The sequence below is a fragment of the Streptomyces sp. NPDC050549 genome, assembly GCF_040655035.1.
Lineage (GTDB): Bacteria > Actinomycetota > Actinomycetes > Streptomycetales > Streptomycetaceae > Streptomyces.
On the sequence record NZ_JBFAJD010000008.1, the window covers coordinates 155669 to 169333 of the forward strand.

At 70.9% G+C, this 13665-nt stretch carries 13 protein-coding genes and 1 pseudogene; 10 read left to right on the plus strand and 4 right to left on the minus strand.

Features of this window, described 5'->3' with window-relative positions; genetic code table 11:
* The first annotated feature begins 139 nt into the window (after positions 1 to 139).
* The gene (purN, locus tag AB0I51_RS14695) at positions 140 to 769 is read left to right on the plus strand and encodes a phosphoribosylglycinamide formyltransferase (protein ID WP_362974935.1); all 630 of its coding nucleotides are present in this window, start codon (positions 140 to 142) and stop codon (positions 767 to 769) included.
* On the plus strand, positions 766 to 2331 hold the full coding sequence (gene purH / locus AB0I51_RS14700) for a bifunctional phosphoribosylaminoimidazolecarboxamide formyltransferase/IMP cyclohydrolase (protein WP_362974937.1): 1566 nt from the start codon (positions 766 to 768) through the stop codon (positions 2329 to 2331). The genes purN and purH overlap by 4 nt, the downstream gene beginning before the upstream one ends.
* An 84-nt stretch (positions 2332 to 2415) precedes the next feature.
* Here purH and AB0I51_RS14705 read toward each other — a convergent pair whose 3' ends face one another.
* A complete protein-coding gene (locus tag AB0I51_RS14705; RefSeq protein ID WP_362974939.1) occupies positions 2416 to 3084 on the minus strand; it encodes an RDD family protein in 669 nt (222 codons plus the stop codon).
* 228 nt (positions 3085 to 3312) lie between these two features.
* Positions 3313 to 3954, minus strand: coding sequence for a hypothetical protein (locus tag AB0I51_RS14710; protein ID WP_362974941.1), 642 nt, complete (start codon positions 3952 to 3954; stop codon positions 3313 to 3315).
* Between the two features lie 275 nt (positions 3955 to 4229).
* Here AB0I51_RS14710 and AB0I51_RS14715 point away from each other — a divergent pair, with 275 nt between their 5' ends.
* From AB0I51_RS14715 to AB0I51_RS14740, 6 genes are all read left to right on the plus strand, one after another.
* Positions 4230 to 5084, plus strand: a complete 855-nt coding sequence (locus AB0I51_RS14715; RefSeq protein WP_362974943.1) for a bifunctional methylenetetrahydrofolate dehydrogenase/methenyltetrahydrofolate cyclohydrolase — start codon at positions 4230 to 4232, stop codon at positions 5082 to 5084.
* 34 nt (positions 5085 to 5118) lie between these two features.
* Positions 5119 to 5571 carry a DUF3017 domain-containing protein gene (locus AB0I51_RS14720; protein ID WP_362974944.1) on the plus strand — a complete coding sequence of 151 codons (453 nt, stop codon included), beginning with the start codon at positions 5119 to 5121 and terminating at the stop codon, positions 5569 to 5571.
* A gap of 258 nt (positions 5572 to 5829) precedes the next feature.
* Complete coding sequence (locus tag AB0I51_RS14725; protein WP_362974946.1) at positions 5830 to 6282, plus strand: helix-turn-helix transcriptional regulator; 453 nt, start codon at positions 5830 to 5832, stop codon at positions 6280 to 6282.
* Between the two features lie 127 nt (positions 6283 to 6409).
* Positions 6410 to 7606 (plus strand): DUF2690 domain-containing protein, encoded by a 1197-nt coding sequence (locus tag AB0I51_RS14730; protein WP_362974948.1) that lies wholly within the window; start codon positions 6410 to 6412, stop codon positions 7604 to 7606.
* Positions 7607 to 7925: 319 nt separating this feature from the next.
* Entirely contained in the window at positions 7926 to 8915 is a 990-nt protein-coding gene (locus tag AB0I51_RS14735) for a malate dehydrogenase (RefSeq protein WP_362974950.1), read from the plus strand.
* A 153-nt stretch (positions 8916 to 9068) separates the two neighbouring features.
* The gene (locus AB0I51_RS14740) at positions 9069 to 9875 is read left to right on the plus strand and encodes a hypothetical protein (protein ID WP_362974952.1); all 807 of its coding nucleotides are present in this window, start codon (positions 9069 to 9071) and stop codon (positions 9873 to 9875) included.
* A gap of 10 nt (positions 9876 to 9885) precedes the next feature.
* Here the strand turns inward: AB0I51_RS14740 and AB0I51_RS14745 are convergent, their stop codons facing one another.
* On the minus strand, positions 9886 to 10575 hold the full coding sequence (locus AB0I51_RS14745) for a siderophore-interacting protein (protein WP_362974954.1): 690 nt from the start codon (positions 10573 to 10575) through the stop codon (positions 9886 to 9888).
* 147 nt (positions 10576 to 10722) lie between these two features.
* On the opposite strand from AB0I51_RS14745, the pseudogene AB0I51_RS14750 reads away from it, so the two are divergent.
* A pseudogene (locus tag AB0I51_RS14750) lies at positions 10723 to 11005 on the plus strand (LysR family transcriptional regulator); the annotation flags it as partial.
* On the opposite strand, the gene AB0I51_RS14755 reads toward AB0I51_RS14750, so the two are convergent.
* Positions 10960 to 11874 carry a helix-turn-helix domain-containing GNAT family N-acetyltransferase gene (locus tag AB0I51_RS14755; protein WP_362974956.1) on the minus strand — a complete coding sequence of 305 codons (915 nt, stop codon included), beginning with the start codon at positions 11872 to 11874 and terminating at the stop codon, positions 10960 to 10962. The pseudogene AB0I51_RS14750 and the gene AB0I51_RS14755 overlap by 46 nt on opposite strands.
* A 196-nt stretch (positions 11875 to 12070) precedes the next feature.
* On the opposite strand from AB0I51_RS14755, the gene AB0I51_RS14760 reads away from it, so the two are divergent.
* Positions 12071 to 13597, plus strand: a complete 1527-nt coding sequence (locus AB0I51_RS14760; protein ID WP_362974958.1) for an aldehyde dehydrogenase family protein — start codon at positions 12071 to 12073, stop codon at positions 13595 to 13597.
* The last annotated feature ends 68 nt before the right edge of the window (positions 13598 to 13665 follow it).

Sequence of the window (13665 nt, forward strand, 5' to 3'; positions counted from 1 at the left end):
GGCTGTCCGGTGTGCCGGTATCGTTGCTGACGGTCGGCCGCTTCGTAGACTTCCCCGTATCCCGGGGCGCGAAGCATTCGTATGAATGCACGAACGGGCCTGCCGCACGCACCCCGCTCCCCCGAGAAAGGGCCCCGCCGTGGCCGCCAAGCCCGTGGCCAAGCGCCTTGTCGTGCTGGTCTCCGGTTCCGGTACGAATCTGCAGGCGCTGCTCGACGCCATCGCGACCGAGGGCGACGAGGCCTACGGGGCCGAGATCGTGGCCGTGGGCGCGGACCGCGAGGGCATCGAGGGCCTGGCCCGCGCCGAGCGCGCCGGGCTGCCCACCTTCGTGTGCAGGGTGAAGGACTTCGCGAGCCGCGAGGAGTGGGACGCGGCGCTCACGGCGGCGACCGAGGCGTACGAGCCCGATCTGATCGTGTCGGCCGGGTTCATGAAGATCGTGGGCAAGGAGTTCCTCGCCCGTTTCGGCGGCCGGGTCGTGAACACGCACCCTGCCCTGCTGCCCAGTTTTCCGGGAGCCCACGGCGTACGGGACGCGCTCGCGTACGGCGCCCGGGTCACCGGCTGCACCGTCCACTTCGTCGACGACGGGGTCGACACCGGACCGATCATCGCTCAGGGCGTGGTCGAGATCCGGGACGAGGACGACGAGAGCGCTCTGCACGAGCGCATCAAGGAAGTCGAGCGAAGGCTGCTCGTCGATGTCGTGGGGCGGCTGGCCCGCAACGGCTATCGCATCGAGGGACGAAAGGTAGTTATCCAGTGACCGCCGAGAGCAACAAGCGAGCCATCCGACGGGCGCTCGTCAGCGTCTACGACAAGACCGGCCTGGAGGAGCTGGCGCGCGGCCTGCACGAGGCGGGCGTCGAACTCGTCTCCACGGGCTCCACGGCCGCCCGTATCGCCGCCGCCGGCGTCCCTGTCACCAAGGTCGAGGAGCTGACCGGCTTCCCCGAGTGCCTGGACGGCCGGGTCAAGACCCTGCACCCGAAGGTGCACGCCGGCATCCTCGCCGACCTGCGTCTCGAAGACCACCGGCAGCAGCTCGAAGAGCTCGGTGTGGAGCCGTTCGACCTGGTGGTCAGCAACCTCTATCCGTTCCGCGAGACCGTCGCCTCAGGTGCCACGCCCGACGAGTGCGTCGAGCAGATCGACATCGGCGGTCCCTCCATGGTCCGGGCCGCCGCCAAGAACCACCCCTCCGTCGCGATCGTCACCAGCCCCGCGCGGTACGCCGACGTCCTCAAGGCCGTCACCGAGGGCGGCTTCGACCTCACCACCCGCAAGCGGCTCGCCGCGGAGGCCTTCCAGCACACGGCCGCGTACGACGTGGCGGTGGCGAGCTGGTTCGCGTCCTCGTACGCGCCGGTCGACGAGTCGCAGTTCCCCGACTTCCTCGGCGGCACCTGGGAGCGCGAGAACACCCTGCGCTACGGCGAGAACCCGCACCAGCCGGCCGCGCTCTACGTCGACGCCTCGGGCGGCGGTCTCGCGAAGGCCGAGCAGCTGCACGGCAAGGAGATGTCGTACAACAACTACACGGACACGGATGCCGCGCGCCGGGCCGCCTACGACCACGCCGAGCCCTGTGTCGCGATCATCAAGCACGCCAACCCCTGTGGTATCGCGGTCGGTTCGGACGTCGCCGAGGCGCACCGCAAGGCGCACGCCTGTGACCCGCTGTCGGCCTTCGGCGGGGTGATCGCCGTCAACCGGCCGGTCAGCAAGGAGCTGGCCGAGCAGGTCGCGGAGATCTTCACCGAGGTCATCGTCGCGCCGGACTACGAGGAAGGCGCGCTGGAGGCCCTCGCCAAGAAGAAGAACATCCGGGTGCTGAAGGCCCCGGGCGGCCCGTCGAACCCGGTCGAGTTCAAGCCGATCGACGGCGGGGCGCTGCTCCAGGTCACCGACCGGCTCCAGGCCGACGGCGACGACCCGGCCAACTGGACGCTGGCGACGGGCGAGGCGCTGTCCGAGCCGGAGTTGGCCGACCTCGCCTTCGCGTGGAAGGCCTGCCGCGCGGTGAAGTCCAACGCGATCCTGCTGGCCAAGGACGGTGCCTCGGTCGGCGTCGGCATGGGCCAGGTCAACCGCGTGGACTCGGCGAAGCTCGCGGTCGAGCGGGCGGGCGCCGAGCGTGCCCAGGGTTCCTTCGCGGCCTCGGACGCGTTCTTCCCGTTCCCGGACGGGCTGGAGATCCTCACCGAGGCCGGCGTCAAGGCCGTTGTCCAGCCCGGCGGTTCGGTCCGTGACGAGCTGGTGGTCGAGGCCGCGAAGAAGGCCGGCGTCACGATGTACTTCACGGGGACGCGGCACTTCTTCCACTGAGGTCCGCCGATACGGCCTTGCACACGGCTCAGGGCCGTGCCCCCGGGGAATCGGGTGGCACGGCCCTGAGCCGTATGGGGACCGTCAGTTCTGGATGACCATCGTGCTCGCGGCCTTGTCGTGCCAGCCCTGCTGGCGGCCGGACTTGTCCCAGAACGGGGACAGGTAGACGACGAGCTGGCCGATGCCGCAGGCGAGGCTGCCGACCAGCGGGATGACCCAGCGGATGATCGAGGAGCCCAGGCCCGGCTTCTGGCCGGTGTCGGCCTTCACCACACGCAGGCCGACGGCCATCTTGCCCAGGGTCGCGCCGACAAGACCGATCATCAGCCACTCGTAGAGCAGGCTGCAGATCATCAGGGCGCCGATGACCGCGCCGATCGCGCCCACCATGTGGCTCGCCGCGTCGTCGACGCAGGACTGGTAGTCGGAGGCGTTCGGGTCGCAGTCCTTGATGGCGCTGATCGAGCCGGCAACGCCCGCGAGGGAGAGCACGAAGTAGATGACGAAGAGGATCACCCCGTCGATCAGGCGGGCGCCGAAACGCCGGCCCATCGAGGCTATGCGCGGGGCGCCGGGCACACCGGGGCCGCCCGGGTAGCCGGGCTGCTGGGGGTAGCCGTAGCCGGGCTGGCCGCCCTGGGGATAGCCGTAGCCCTGCTGCGGGGGCTGCTGCGGATAGCCGTAACCGGGCTGGCCCTGCGGGGCGTTCTGGGGCTGCCCGTAAGGGTTGTTGGGATCGCCGAAGCTCATGGCGAGGTTCCTCCGTCTGCACTGTCTCAGGTGGGGACGATGCGGGTTGTGCGGAGGAACGTCGTTGCTTGAGCGGTTTTCCCCCCGAACATGAACCGCGGTGCTGCGCCGCTCATGCTCGTGGGGGTGATCACTTTTTGTCCAGTTGGAATCCTCATGTGTTGTGTAAGCGCAACATCAGGATTGTTCGGCGAGCGAATGTGTTCGCTTGTTGTTTTCGGTCCGTTTTCAGTAGCGCGGGCGCGCGAACCAGGCCGTGCCGCCGGCGACCATCGGGGCCGCCGTGATGACCGCGCCGAAGCCGACCCACAGCAGCGCGTAGAGGACCGCCGCGGCCGGTCCGTTGTCGAGGGCGGCGATCAGGACGATGAAGCCGACGAGCGTGCCGAGCGCGCCGTAGACCATCGTGGTCACGCGGATGCCCTGGCCGCCGCGGCCGAACTTGACGCCCAGTGTGATGGACAGGGCGGCGAAGGCGAGGCTGACGAGTCCGAAGAACACGAGTATCCCGGCCAGCGCGTGACCGGCGTCGTCGACCGACTTCAGCGGGACCACGGAGGTGGCGTCGTCCGTCACATCGCTGACGAAGGCGCCGAAGTAGAGCCAGGCCGCACCGGCCAGGATCTGCGTCGCGGAGATGATGAACAGGAAGACGCGGGCCGTCATGAGCAGGCCGGGCATCGACTGCGCGGGCATCGTCGCGCCGCCCGGGTAGCCGTAGCCATAGCCGGAGTGCGGCTGCTGCTGGGGATAGCCGTAGCCGTAGGTGTAGCCGGGAGCGGTGGGGGGCTGCTGGGGCGGTGGGGGCGGCTGTGACGGCTGGGGCGGCTGCCCATACGGATACGGGTTGTTCGGGTCGCCGTAACTCATGGCGTCTTTCCTCCGTCTGCCTCGACGAGTGCGGGGACGACGTGCGGCACCGACTGGAGGAAAGCCCTGTGGCAAGTGGATCAAGCGGATGGTGCGCATGGTAAGGACGCGCTGCGTTCCCCCGGTACTGCACGCGGCACTGTGTCCCCATGGTTCTGGAGGCGGTTGCCCCCGTCCAGCGGAATTTCACATATTGCGTATATTCCGCATGTTCCGTACGCGTTGTGGAGGAGCCTGATTGGAATCGGGGCCCGGTCATCCGGGAGGATGGGGTCATGACCGCCCAGATTCTCGATGGCAAGGCCACCGCAGCCGCGATCAAGTCCGATCTGACCGCCCGCGTGGCGGCGCTGAAGGAGAAGGGCGTCACGCCCGGCCTCGGCACGATCCTGGTCGGGGACGACCCCGGCAGCCAGAAGTACGTCGCGGGCAAGCACCGCGACTGCGCCCAGGTGGGCATCGCCTCCATCCAGCGCGAACTGCCCGCCACCGCAACGCAGGAGGAGATCGAGGCGGTCGTCCGGGAACTCAACGAGGACCCGGCCTGCACCGGCTACATCGTCCAACTCCCGCTCCCCAAGGGCATCGACGAGAACCGCATCCTGGAGCTGATGGATCCGGACAAGGACGCCGACGGCCTCCACCCGATGAACCTCGGCCGCCTCGTCCTCAACGAGCCCGCCCCGCTGCCCTGCACCCCGAACGGTGTGCTGACCCTCCTGCGCCGCTACGGCGTGGAGATCAAGGGCGCCGAGGTCGTGGTCGTCGGACGCGGGGTCACCATCGGCCGCCCGATGCCGCTCCTGCTCACCCGGCGCAGCGAGAACGCCACCGTGACCCAGTGCCACACCGGCACCCGCGACCTCTCCTCCCACCTCAAGCGCGCCGACATCATCGTCGCCGCCGCCGGTTCCGCCCATCTGATCCGGCCCGAGGACGTGAAGCCGGGTGCCGCCGTCCTCGACGTCGGGGTCTCGCGGAACGCCGACGGCAAGATCGTGGGCGACGTCCACCCGGGTGTCGCCGAGGTCGCCGCCTGGATCTCCCCGAACCCCGGCGGAGTCGGCCCGATGACCCGCGCCCAGCTGCTCGTCAACGTGGTCGAGGCGGCGGAGCGCAGTGTCGCCTGACAGCAAGGAACCGGCCGGCAGGAGGACGGACGCCGTGGACGACATCGAGGTGACGGATCCCGTCAGCGCCCCCGGCGCCGACGGCATCCCGCGCCGCACCACCCGCCGCTTCCCCCTCTTCACCCGCGACACCGCCCGCCCCGAGGGCGGCGGCCGGGCCGCGTCCGGCGCCGCCCCGGCACCGGCCCGCCAGTGGCCCATCCTCGCGGTGCTCGGCACGGTCGGCCTCGGCCTCCTGCTGACCGCCTTCGACGTCTTCCGCTACGGCACCCTGCTCATCGGCGCCGCCCTGCTGGCCGGCGCCGTGCTGCGCTGGGTCCTGCCGGACGTCGGCATGCTCGCCGTACGCTCCCGCTTCACCGACGTCGTCACCTACTGCGTGCTCGGCCTCGCGATCGTCCTGCTGGCGATGATGGCGCAGCCGAAGCCTTGGCTGGTGATCCCGTTCCTGAAGGACACGCTGCACTACACGGTCAACACCGGCTGACAGCCGGTCGGTTCACGACACACGACGGCGGCCCGTCCCCTCCCCCGAGCAGGGACGTGCCGCCGTCTGCGTTTCAGCGTGCCGCGCCGGGGGCGGGCTCTTCAACGGCTGTCAGCGCGCTGTGGCAGGGAGGTGACCGTTTCGCTACGCGGTCCGCACCCCGCGGCGACGAGGGAACCGTTCCCCTTCCGGCGTCGTCATTTCGCTCGGAACGGGCAAGTGGGACGGGCGAGCGAGCAGGCGGGCGGTGGAGGTGCGATGAGCGGCTGGCAGCCGCTGCCGGACGAACTGCCGGCGGAGGTACGGCACTTCGTGGAACACCTGCGCCTCCTCAAGGACCGCACCGGACTGAGCCTGGCGGCGCTCGGCGCCCGCACCGCGTACAGCAAGTCCTCCTGGCACCGCTATCTCAATGCGGGCCAGCCCCCGCCCCGGCAGGCGGTCGTCGCGCTGTGCCGGGTGGCCGGCACCGACCCCGAACGCATCGGTGTGCGCTGGGAGTTGGCGGTCCAGGCATGGCCCCGCCCGGTCACCGTCCCGGAGAAGGCGCCCGGCGGGGACGAGTACCGGGACGATCCGACCCTGCCCTGGTGGGACACGCCGCCCCGGAAGGGGGAGAGCGGACCCGGCGGACGACTGCTCCGATACGCGCTGGTGCTGCTGGTTCTGATGCTTCTCATGGCCGTCGTGGGAGCTGTCGTGCTCGGGTGAAGGCCACTATGTGCCCAGTGTGTCGATGTATTGACAAGTTTGCGGATTTGCAACGAACTCGACCAACAACCGCGTTAGCGTGGGCAATTCAGGGCAGAGGGGGGAAGCAATGCCTCGTTGGAGGGCCTTGCCGGATGAACTCGATCCGCAGGTCAAGGAGTTCGCGGGTCAGCTGCGCCGGCTCGTGGACCGCAGCGGCCTGAGCGTCGCGGCGGTGGCCGACCGCACGGGTTACAGCAAGACGTCCTGGGAGCGCTATCTCAATGGCCGGCTCCTCGCGCCGAAGGGTGCGATCGTCGCCCTCGCGGAGGTCACCGGTACCCATCCCGTCCATCTGACCACGATGTGGGAGCTGGCCGAGCGGGCCTGGAGCCGTTCGGAGATGCGGCACGACATGACCATGGAGGCGATGCGGATCTCGCAGGCGCGTGCCGCGCTCGGCGAGTTCGGGGCGCCTCCGGCGAACGCGCAGGGCGGCAAGGCGCAGAGCGGCAAGGCCGAGGGCGGGAAGACCGAGGGCGGCAAGTCGCCGCGCAAGGGCGGCAGTGTCACCGCGACCCCGGGGATCGCGGGCCCGGCGGGGGTGTCCCCGACGGTGCCGCCGCAGCCTGCGGCGCCCGAGAGCGACGTACGGGAAGGTGCCTCGCAGGTCGGCAACTCGTGGGGGCTGGCCGGGTATGCGGGGCCGGTGTCCGGGTCCGGGCCGGGGCAGTCGGGTGGCGCGGCTGTGCGGCCGGGGGCCGGGCGGGCGCCGGAGGCCCCGGTGCCGCACGGCGAACTGCCGCGGGCGCCCCGGCCGGGACCGCCGGATGGACTGGCCGGTGCCAGGCGGCGGTTGCTGATGTTCAGTGCCGGAGTTCTCGGGGTGCTGGTCGTGATCGCGGCCGTGTTCCTGTTCACCAACCACGGGGGCGGGGGCAGGAAGACGACCGCCACGCACACCTCGGCCTCGCCGTCCGTCGGCACGAACCCCGACCTGCCGGCCGGAGTGAAGTGCGTGGGCGCGGGCTGCACCGGCAAGGACGCCGAGGCCATGGGCTGCACCACGGACGCGGGCGCGGCGACGACCGCCAAGACCGCGACCGTCGGCACGACCGTCGTCGAGGTCCGCTACAGCAAGACCTGCGGAGCCGCCTGGGGCCGTATCACCGCCGGAGTGCCGGGGGACTCCGTCCGGGTGAGCGCCGGCACCGCCAAGGAGGGCGACAGCATCACGGCGGCCGGCGACAACATCGCCTACACCCCGATGGTGGCGGTGAAGGACGCCGGCGAGGCGAAGGCCTGCGTGACGCTCGCGTCGGGGCAGAAGGGGTGCACGACCTAGAGCACATATGTGGGGATTCGGTGAACGTGGGGAATGCCCGCCCCGGATCAGGGGCAGGCGATCCGTACCCCCACGGGAGTCCGGACTCCCGGTACCCCTACGGCGGTCGTCCGGTGTTCCTCTCCCGAGCCGGACGGCCGCCTTTTCCGTGCCACGATCCGGGCGCTGTGGGGTGGGCCACACGGACCCGGCAGTCCGCGATCCCGGATGCGCGATAGCCTGACCGGTGGATCTCTTGACGCCAAGAGATCGATCATTTGTACGTCCCGCACCCCGGGGCAGTGCCGCCCCACCGCCAGCTGTCATAACGGAGAACGCCATGACCCGCACTCCCGTGAACGTCACCGTCACCGGCGCGGCCGGCCAGATCGGTTACGCCCTGCTCTTCCGCATCGCCTCCGGCCAGCTGCTCGGCGCGGACGTGCCGGTCCGGCTGCGTCTCCTGGAGATCACCCCGGCGCTCAAGGCCGCCGAGGGCACGGCGATGGAGCTCGACGACTGCGCCTTCCCGCTCCTTCAGGGCATCGACATCACGGACGACCCGAACGTCGCCTTCGACGGCACCAACGTCGCCCTCCTCGTCGGCGCCCGCCCCCGCACCAAGGGCATGGAGCGCGGTGACCTGCTCTCCGCCAACGGCGGCATCTTCAAGCCGCAGGGCAAGGCCATCAACGACAACGCCGCGGACGACATCAAGGTCCTCGTCGTCGGCAACCCGGCCAACACCAACGCGCTCATCGCGCAGGCCGCCGCCCCGGACGTACCGGCCGAGCGCTTCACCGCGATGACCCGCCTGGACCACAACCGCGCGCTGACCCAGCTCGCGAAGAAGACGGGCACCACGGTCGCCGACATCAAGCGCCTGACCATCTGGGGCAACCACTCCGCCACCCAGTACCCCGACATCTTCCACGCCACGGTCGCCGGCAAGAACGCCGCCGAGACCGTGAACGACGAGAAGTGGCTCGCCGAGGACTTCATCCCGACCGTCGCCAAGCGTGGCGCCGCGATCATCGAGGCCCGCGGCGCGTCCTCCGCCGCCTCCGCCGCCAACGCCGCCATCGACCACGTGTACACCTGGGTCAACGGCACCGCGGACGGCGACTGGACCTCCATGGGCATCCCCTCGGACGGCTCCTACGGCGTCCCCGAGGGCCTCATCTCCTCCTTCCCGGTCACCACGAAGGACGGCGTCCACGAGATCGTCCAGGGCCTGGACATCAACGAGTTCTCCCGCGCCCGCATCGACGCGTCGGTGAAGGAGCTGGAGGAGGAGCGCGAGGCGGTCCGCTCCCTCGGCCTCATCTGAGCCACCCCCGGGGGCCGTTCGCCACGGCTCTGTCACGGGCTTGCACGGGCCCTGTTCCGGTTACGGCCGGAACAGGGCCCGTTTCCTGTTTCCACCGCTACTTTCGGAAGACGTACGAAGAGGTACGCGCTGGGGTGATTCGGGGGTTTCGTGATGAGCGACTGGAACGGCTTCGGGGCGGAGCGCGGGCCGAGCGAGGAGAGAGGGCAGGCGCCCTGGTCGGTGTGGTCGACGGCGGAGACGCAGACCTCGCTGACCCCGCCGGCGTGGGTGTCGCCGCCGGCTCCCGTCCCGGCTCCGGCTCCCGCACCGGTGCCCGACCGGCGGGTCCGGCGGGTGGTCCTCGCGGTCGTCGCCGCGGTCGTGCTGGGCGCGGGCGCGGGCGGTGGCTTCTGGTACGTCACGCACGGGCGCGTGACCCATGACCACGCGAGCACGAGCACGAGCGCGAGTACAGGTACGAGCGCTGGCGCTGGCACCGGTGCGGGTGCGGGCACGACCGGGCCCGGATCGTCGTACCGCACCGCCCAGGACCCCACCGGCTACACCGTCGAGATCCCCCGGGGCTGGACCCGCGCCCAACGGCAGGGTGCCAAGGCCCCGGTGATCTCCTACGACTCCCCGGACGGCACCCGCCGCCTGCAGATCTTCCGCGTCTCCGAGCCCTCCCCGGCCGAGTCCCTGGACCTGGCCGAGCACGCCCCCGGCTACGGCTTCGCCCGCCGGCCCGGCTACCGGGTCCTCGACCGCGCCTCCGGCCCCACCTGGGCCGAACTCACCTACCGCTACGACGACCCGGACAACGGCGCCCGCCGGGTGATCGACCACCGCTTCGAGGCGGCGGACGGCTCGCTCTACGCGATCCACGTCAGCGGCCCCGAGTCCCAGCCGTCCGCCCTGGTCAGGGACCCGCTCGCCGAAGCGGTGGCTTCCTTCTGTCCGGCGGGCGCGAGCTGCTGACCTGCGGCCCCTACTCCAGCCCCCGCTTCCCCGGCGCCCAGAACGGCTTGGTGAGGACGGAGCGCCGGTCCCAGCCCAACTCCCTTACGAGCACCTGCCGTACGGCCTGCACGGTCCGGGCCTCCCCGGCGACGTAGGCGATCCCGCCCGGCTCGGGGGCGAGGTCCTGCACCGCGTCCGGGAGTGAAGTCCCGCCCCTGGTCAGCCAGTTGAGGCGGTCGGAGTGGGCCAGCGGCAGCCGGTCCGCGTCCGACTCCGTCTCCACGGCACCGGAGATCCGCGCCCCCTCGGGCAGCGCGGCCAGCATCGCGCCGAAGGCGACGGAGGCCGTCTCCTCGCCGACGAAGACGTGGTGGGTGGCGTCGGGACGGAGGGTGAAGGTGCCCTCGGGCTTCCTCAGGCGCACCTGCTCGCCGACGCCGACGCTCTTCCCCCAGCGGGCCCCGGGCCCTCCTTCGGAATGGTCCAGCACGCACAACTCGACGGCGCCTGACGGGTCGTGGCGCCACACCGAATACGTACGAAGGGTCAGGCCGGTGACCAGGACGCGTACCTGCTGGCCGGGGCGGACGTCGAGGCCGGCGAGGGCGTCGCCCTCCACGCGCAGCCGGCGCATCCGGGCGGTGATCGGTTCGGCGGCGGTGACCGTGCCGCGGAGGGTCAGCAGATCGAGGACGGGGTTCAGGAGGGCGGTGGGCAAGAGGGCTCCTCAACTGGGCGGTGAGTGAGGGGAGTTGACAGTCGGATGCGACGCGATATTACGCGTTTCGCGCCAGACGCGATAGTGCGTGTGGTGGGGTGGTCGCAGTGTCCGGCGATCACAAGTGCCGTGGCGGCGAGGACGAGCCGGGTGGTGGACGCCGTCCGCACCTTCCCCGCCTCACTGTTCGTGCTGCGCGACACCGACCTGATCGGCTACTGGACCGTGCCGCTCGCTGACTCCCTGGGTCTGGTCCCTTTCGACGTGCCCTTCCAACTGCCCACGCTCAAGCTGGGGTTGGCCTGGCATCCACGGCATGATGCCGACCCGGCGCACGCTTTGGCTGCGGGCCTGCGTGCGGGAGTTGCTGTCGGGGGAGGTGGGTCAGCGGGCGCCGGTCAGCCGCTTCTCGAACCAGTGGGACGCGTAGACATGGTCGACGTAGGCCGGGATCTCGGTGTATCCGCACGCCCGGTACATCGCCTGCGCCTCCGTGAGCGTCGCGTGCGTGTCGAGTCGTACGACGGCGAAGTCGTGGGCCACGGCGGCGAGTTCGAGTTCGGTCAGGATGCGGCGGGCGAGGCCCAGGCGGCGGGCGTCGGGGTGGACCCAGACGTGCCGGATCTCGCCGACCCCGGGCTCCAGGGTCCGTAGCGCCCCGCACGCGACCGGCCGTTCCTCCTCGTACGCGACGAAGAACGCGCCCGCGTCGCCGGTGACCTCCTCCGGCCGTACGAGATCGGTCTTGTCGAAGCCCTCGGGGAAGCGGGCGTCGATGTCGGCGGCGTAGGCGTCGAGGCAGCCGCGGGCGTCCTCGGTGGCGCCGTCGACCAGGGCGACCGTGATGCCGGCCAGTCGGAGGAGGCGCTGGGTGGTCGCCAACGCGTCGGTGAGTTCGGTGCGCTGGGGTGCGGTGAGGGTGGTGAGGAGACCGGTGGCGAGCGCGTCGGCGCGGCGGTGCTGCTCCTCGACCTCGACCCGTCCGGCCGGGGTCAGCTCGATCAGGCGCAGCCGGGTGTCGTGCGGCGGCACGGTCAGCCGGACCAGTCCCTGCGTCTCCAGGGACTTCGCCATCCTGCTCAGATAGCCCGCGTCCAGGGCGAGCCGGCCGCGCAGTTCGCGCAGCGAGACACCGTCACCGATCTCGAAGAGCAGCCGAGCCTCGCCGAGGGGGCGGTCCTGGCCGAGGTAGTGGTCGTCGAGGGCGCCGATACGGCGGGTGAAGTAGCGGTTGAAGCGGCGGAGGGCGGCGATGTCCTCCGGCCGTACCACCGGTGCGGATTCCGTTACTGGCTCCATATTTCTTTGACTTTAGTCAAAGGAGTCGTCGGAGTCCATGGTGGTGCGGTGTCTGTGTCCCTGTTCAGTGACCCGGCCCACTTTCGGCCATGGATTGCGCATGCATACGGACGGTCCGGGCAGGCGCTCGCAGTCCCCGAGAGTGACAGTTAGGTGACGCTCGGGCTCTGAACAGGAACGGAAGGCATTACCGATCATGGCCGACAAGACGGAACAGCAGGTGGGGAAGACCATTCATGCGGGTGGGGAGTGGCTGGAAGCGGTCTCCGGTGCCACCCGCGAGATCATCGACCCCGCGGACGCGCTGCCGTTCGCCGTGGTCGCGGAGGGCGATGAGAAGGACACCGACATAGCCGTAGCCGCCGCCCGCGCCGCCTTCGACGGCGGCGCGGGCGCCTGGCCGCGAACGCCCGTCGCCGAGCGCGCCGCCCTGCTCCGTCGCGTCGCCGACCTGCTGGTGCGCGACCGCGAGCGGCTCGGCCTGCTGGAGAGCCGCGACGCGGGCAAGACCGTGGAAGAAGGCCGGGTCGACATCGACTGCGTCGCCGACGCCTTCCGCTACTTCGCCGACCTCGTCGCCGCCGAGGCTCCCGGCCGGGTCGTCGACGCGGGCACGCCCGACGTCCACAGCGTCGTCGTGTACGAGCCCGTCGGCGTCTGCGCGCTGATCACCCCCTGGAACTACCCACTTCTCCAGGCGAGTTGGAAGATCGCGCCCGCCCTCGCGGCCGGCAACACCTTCGTCGTCAAGCCCAGCGAGATCACCCCGCTGACGACGATCGCCCTCATCGACCTGCTGGTCGAGGCCGGACTGCCGAGCGGTGCGGCCAACATCGTCACGGGCCCCGGCCACACGGTCGGCGCCCGGCTCGCCGAGCACCCCGACGTCGACCTCGTCTCCTTCACCGGCGGCCTCGTCAGCGGCACGAAGGTGGCGCAGGCCGCCGCCGTGACCGTGAAGAAGGTCGCCCTCGAACTCGGCGGCAAGAACCCCAACGTCGTCTTCGCCGACGCCTGCGCCACCGAGGAGGGCTTCGACACCGCCGTCGACCAGGCCCTCAACGCGGCCTTCATCCACAGCGGCCAGGTCTGCTCGGCGGGCGCCCGGCTCATCGTCGAGGAGACCGTCCGGGAACGCTTCGTCGCCGAACTCGCCCGCCGCGCCGCGAAGATCAGGCTCGGCCGGGGCACCGAGGACGGCGTCGAGTGCGGCCCGCTCGTCTCCGAACAGCAGCGTGCCAAGACCGAGTCGTACGTCGCCGGCGCGCTCGCGGAGGGCGCGGTGCTCCGCTCCGGCGGCAGGCGCCCCGAGCCCTCCGCGACCCGCCCCGCCACCGGCTACTTCTACGAGCCGACCGTCCTCGACCAGTGCCACCGCGAGATGACCGTCGTACGCGAAGAGGTCTTCGGGCCGGTCCTCACCGTCGAGACCTTCCGCACCGAGGACGAGGCCGTCGCGCTCGCCAACGACACCGAGTACGGCCTCGCGGGCGCCGTCTGGACCACCGACGCGGGCCGCGCGCGCCGCGTCGCCGGACGGCTGCGGCACGGCACCGTCTGGATCAACGACTTCCACCCCTACCTCCCGCAGGCGGAGTGGGGCGGCTTCGGAAAGAGCGGTGTGGGCCGCGAGCTCGGCCCCGCCGGACTCGCCGAGTACCGCGAGGCCAAGCACGTCTACCAGAACCTGGCGCCGGGGCCGGTGCGCTGGTTCGCGGGCTGAGCCCCACCGGCTTCGCGGACCGTCCCACGTCCCCTTCAACCCCCAGCCCCCACTGGAGTGAGTACCCC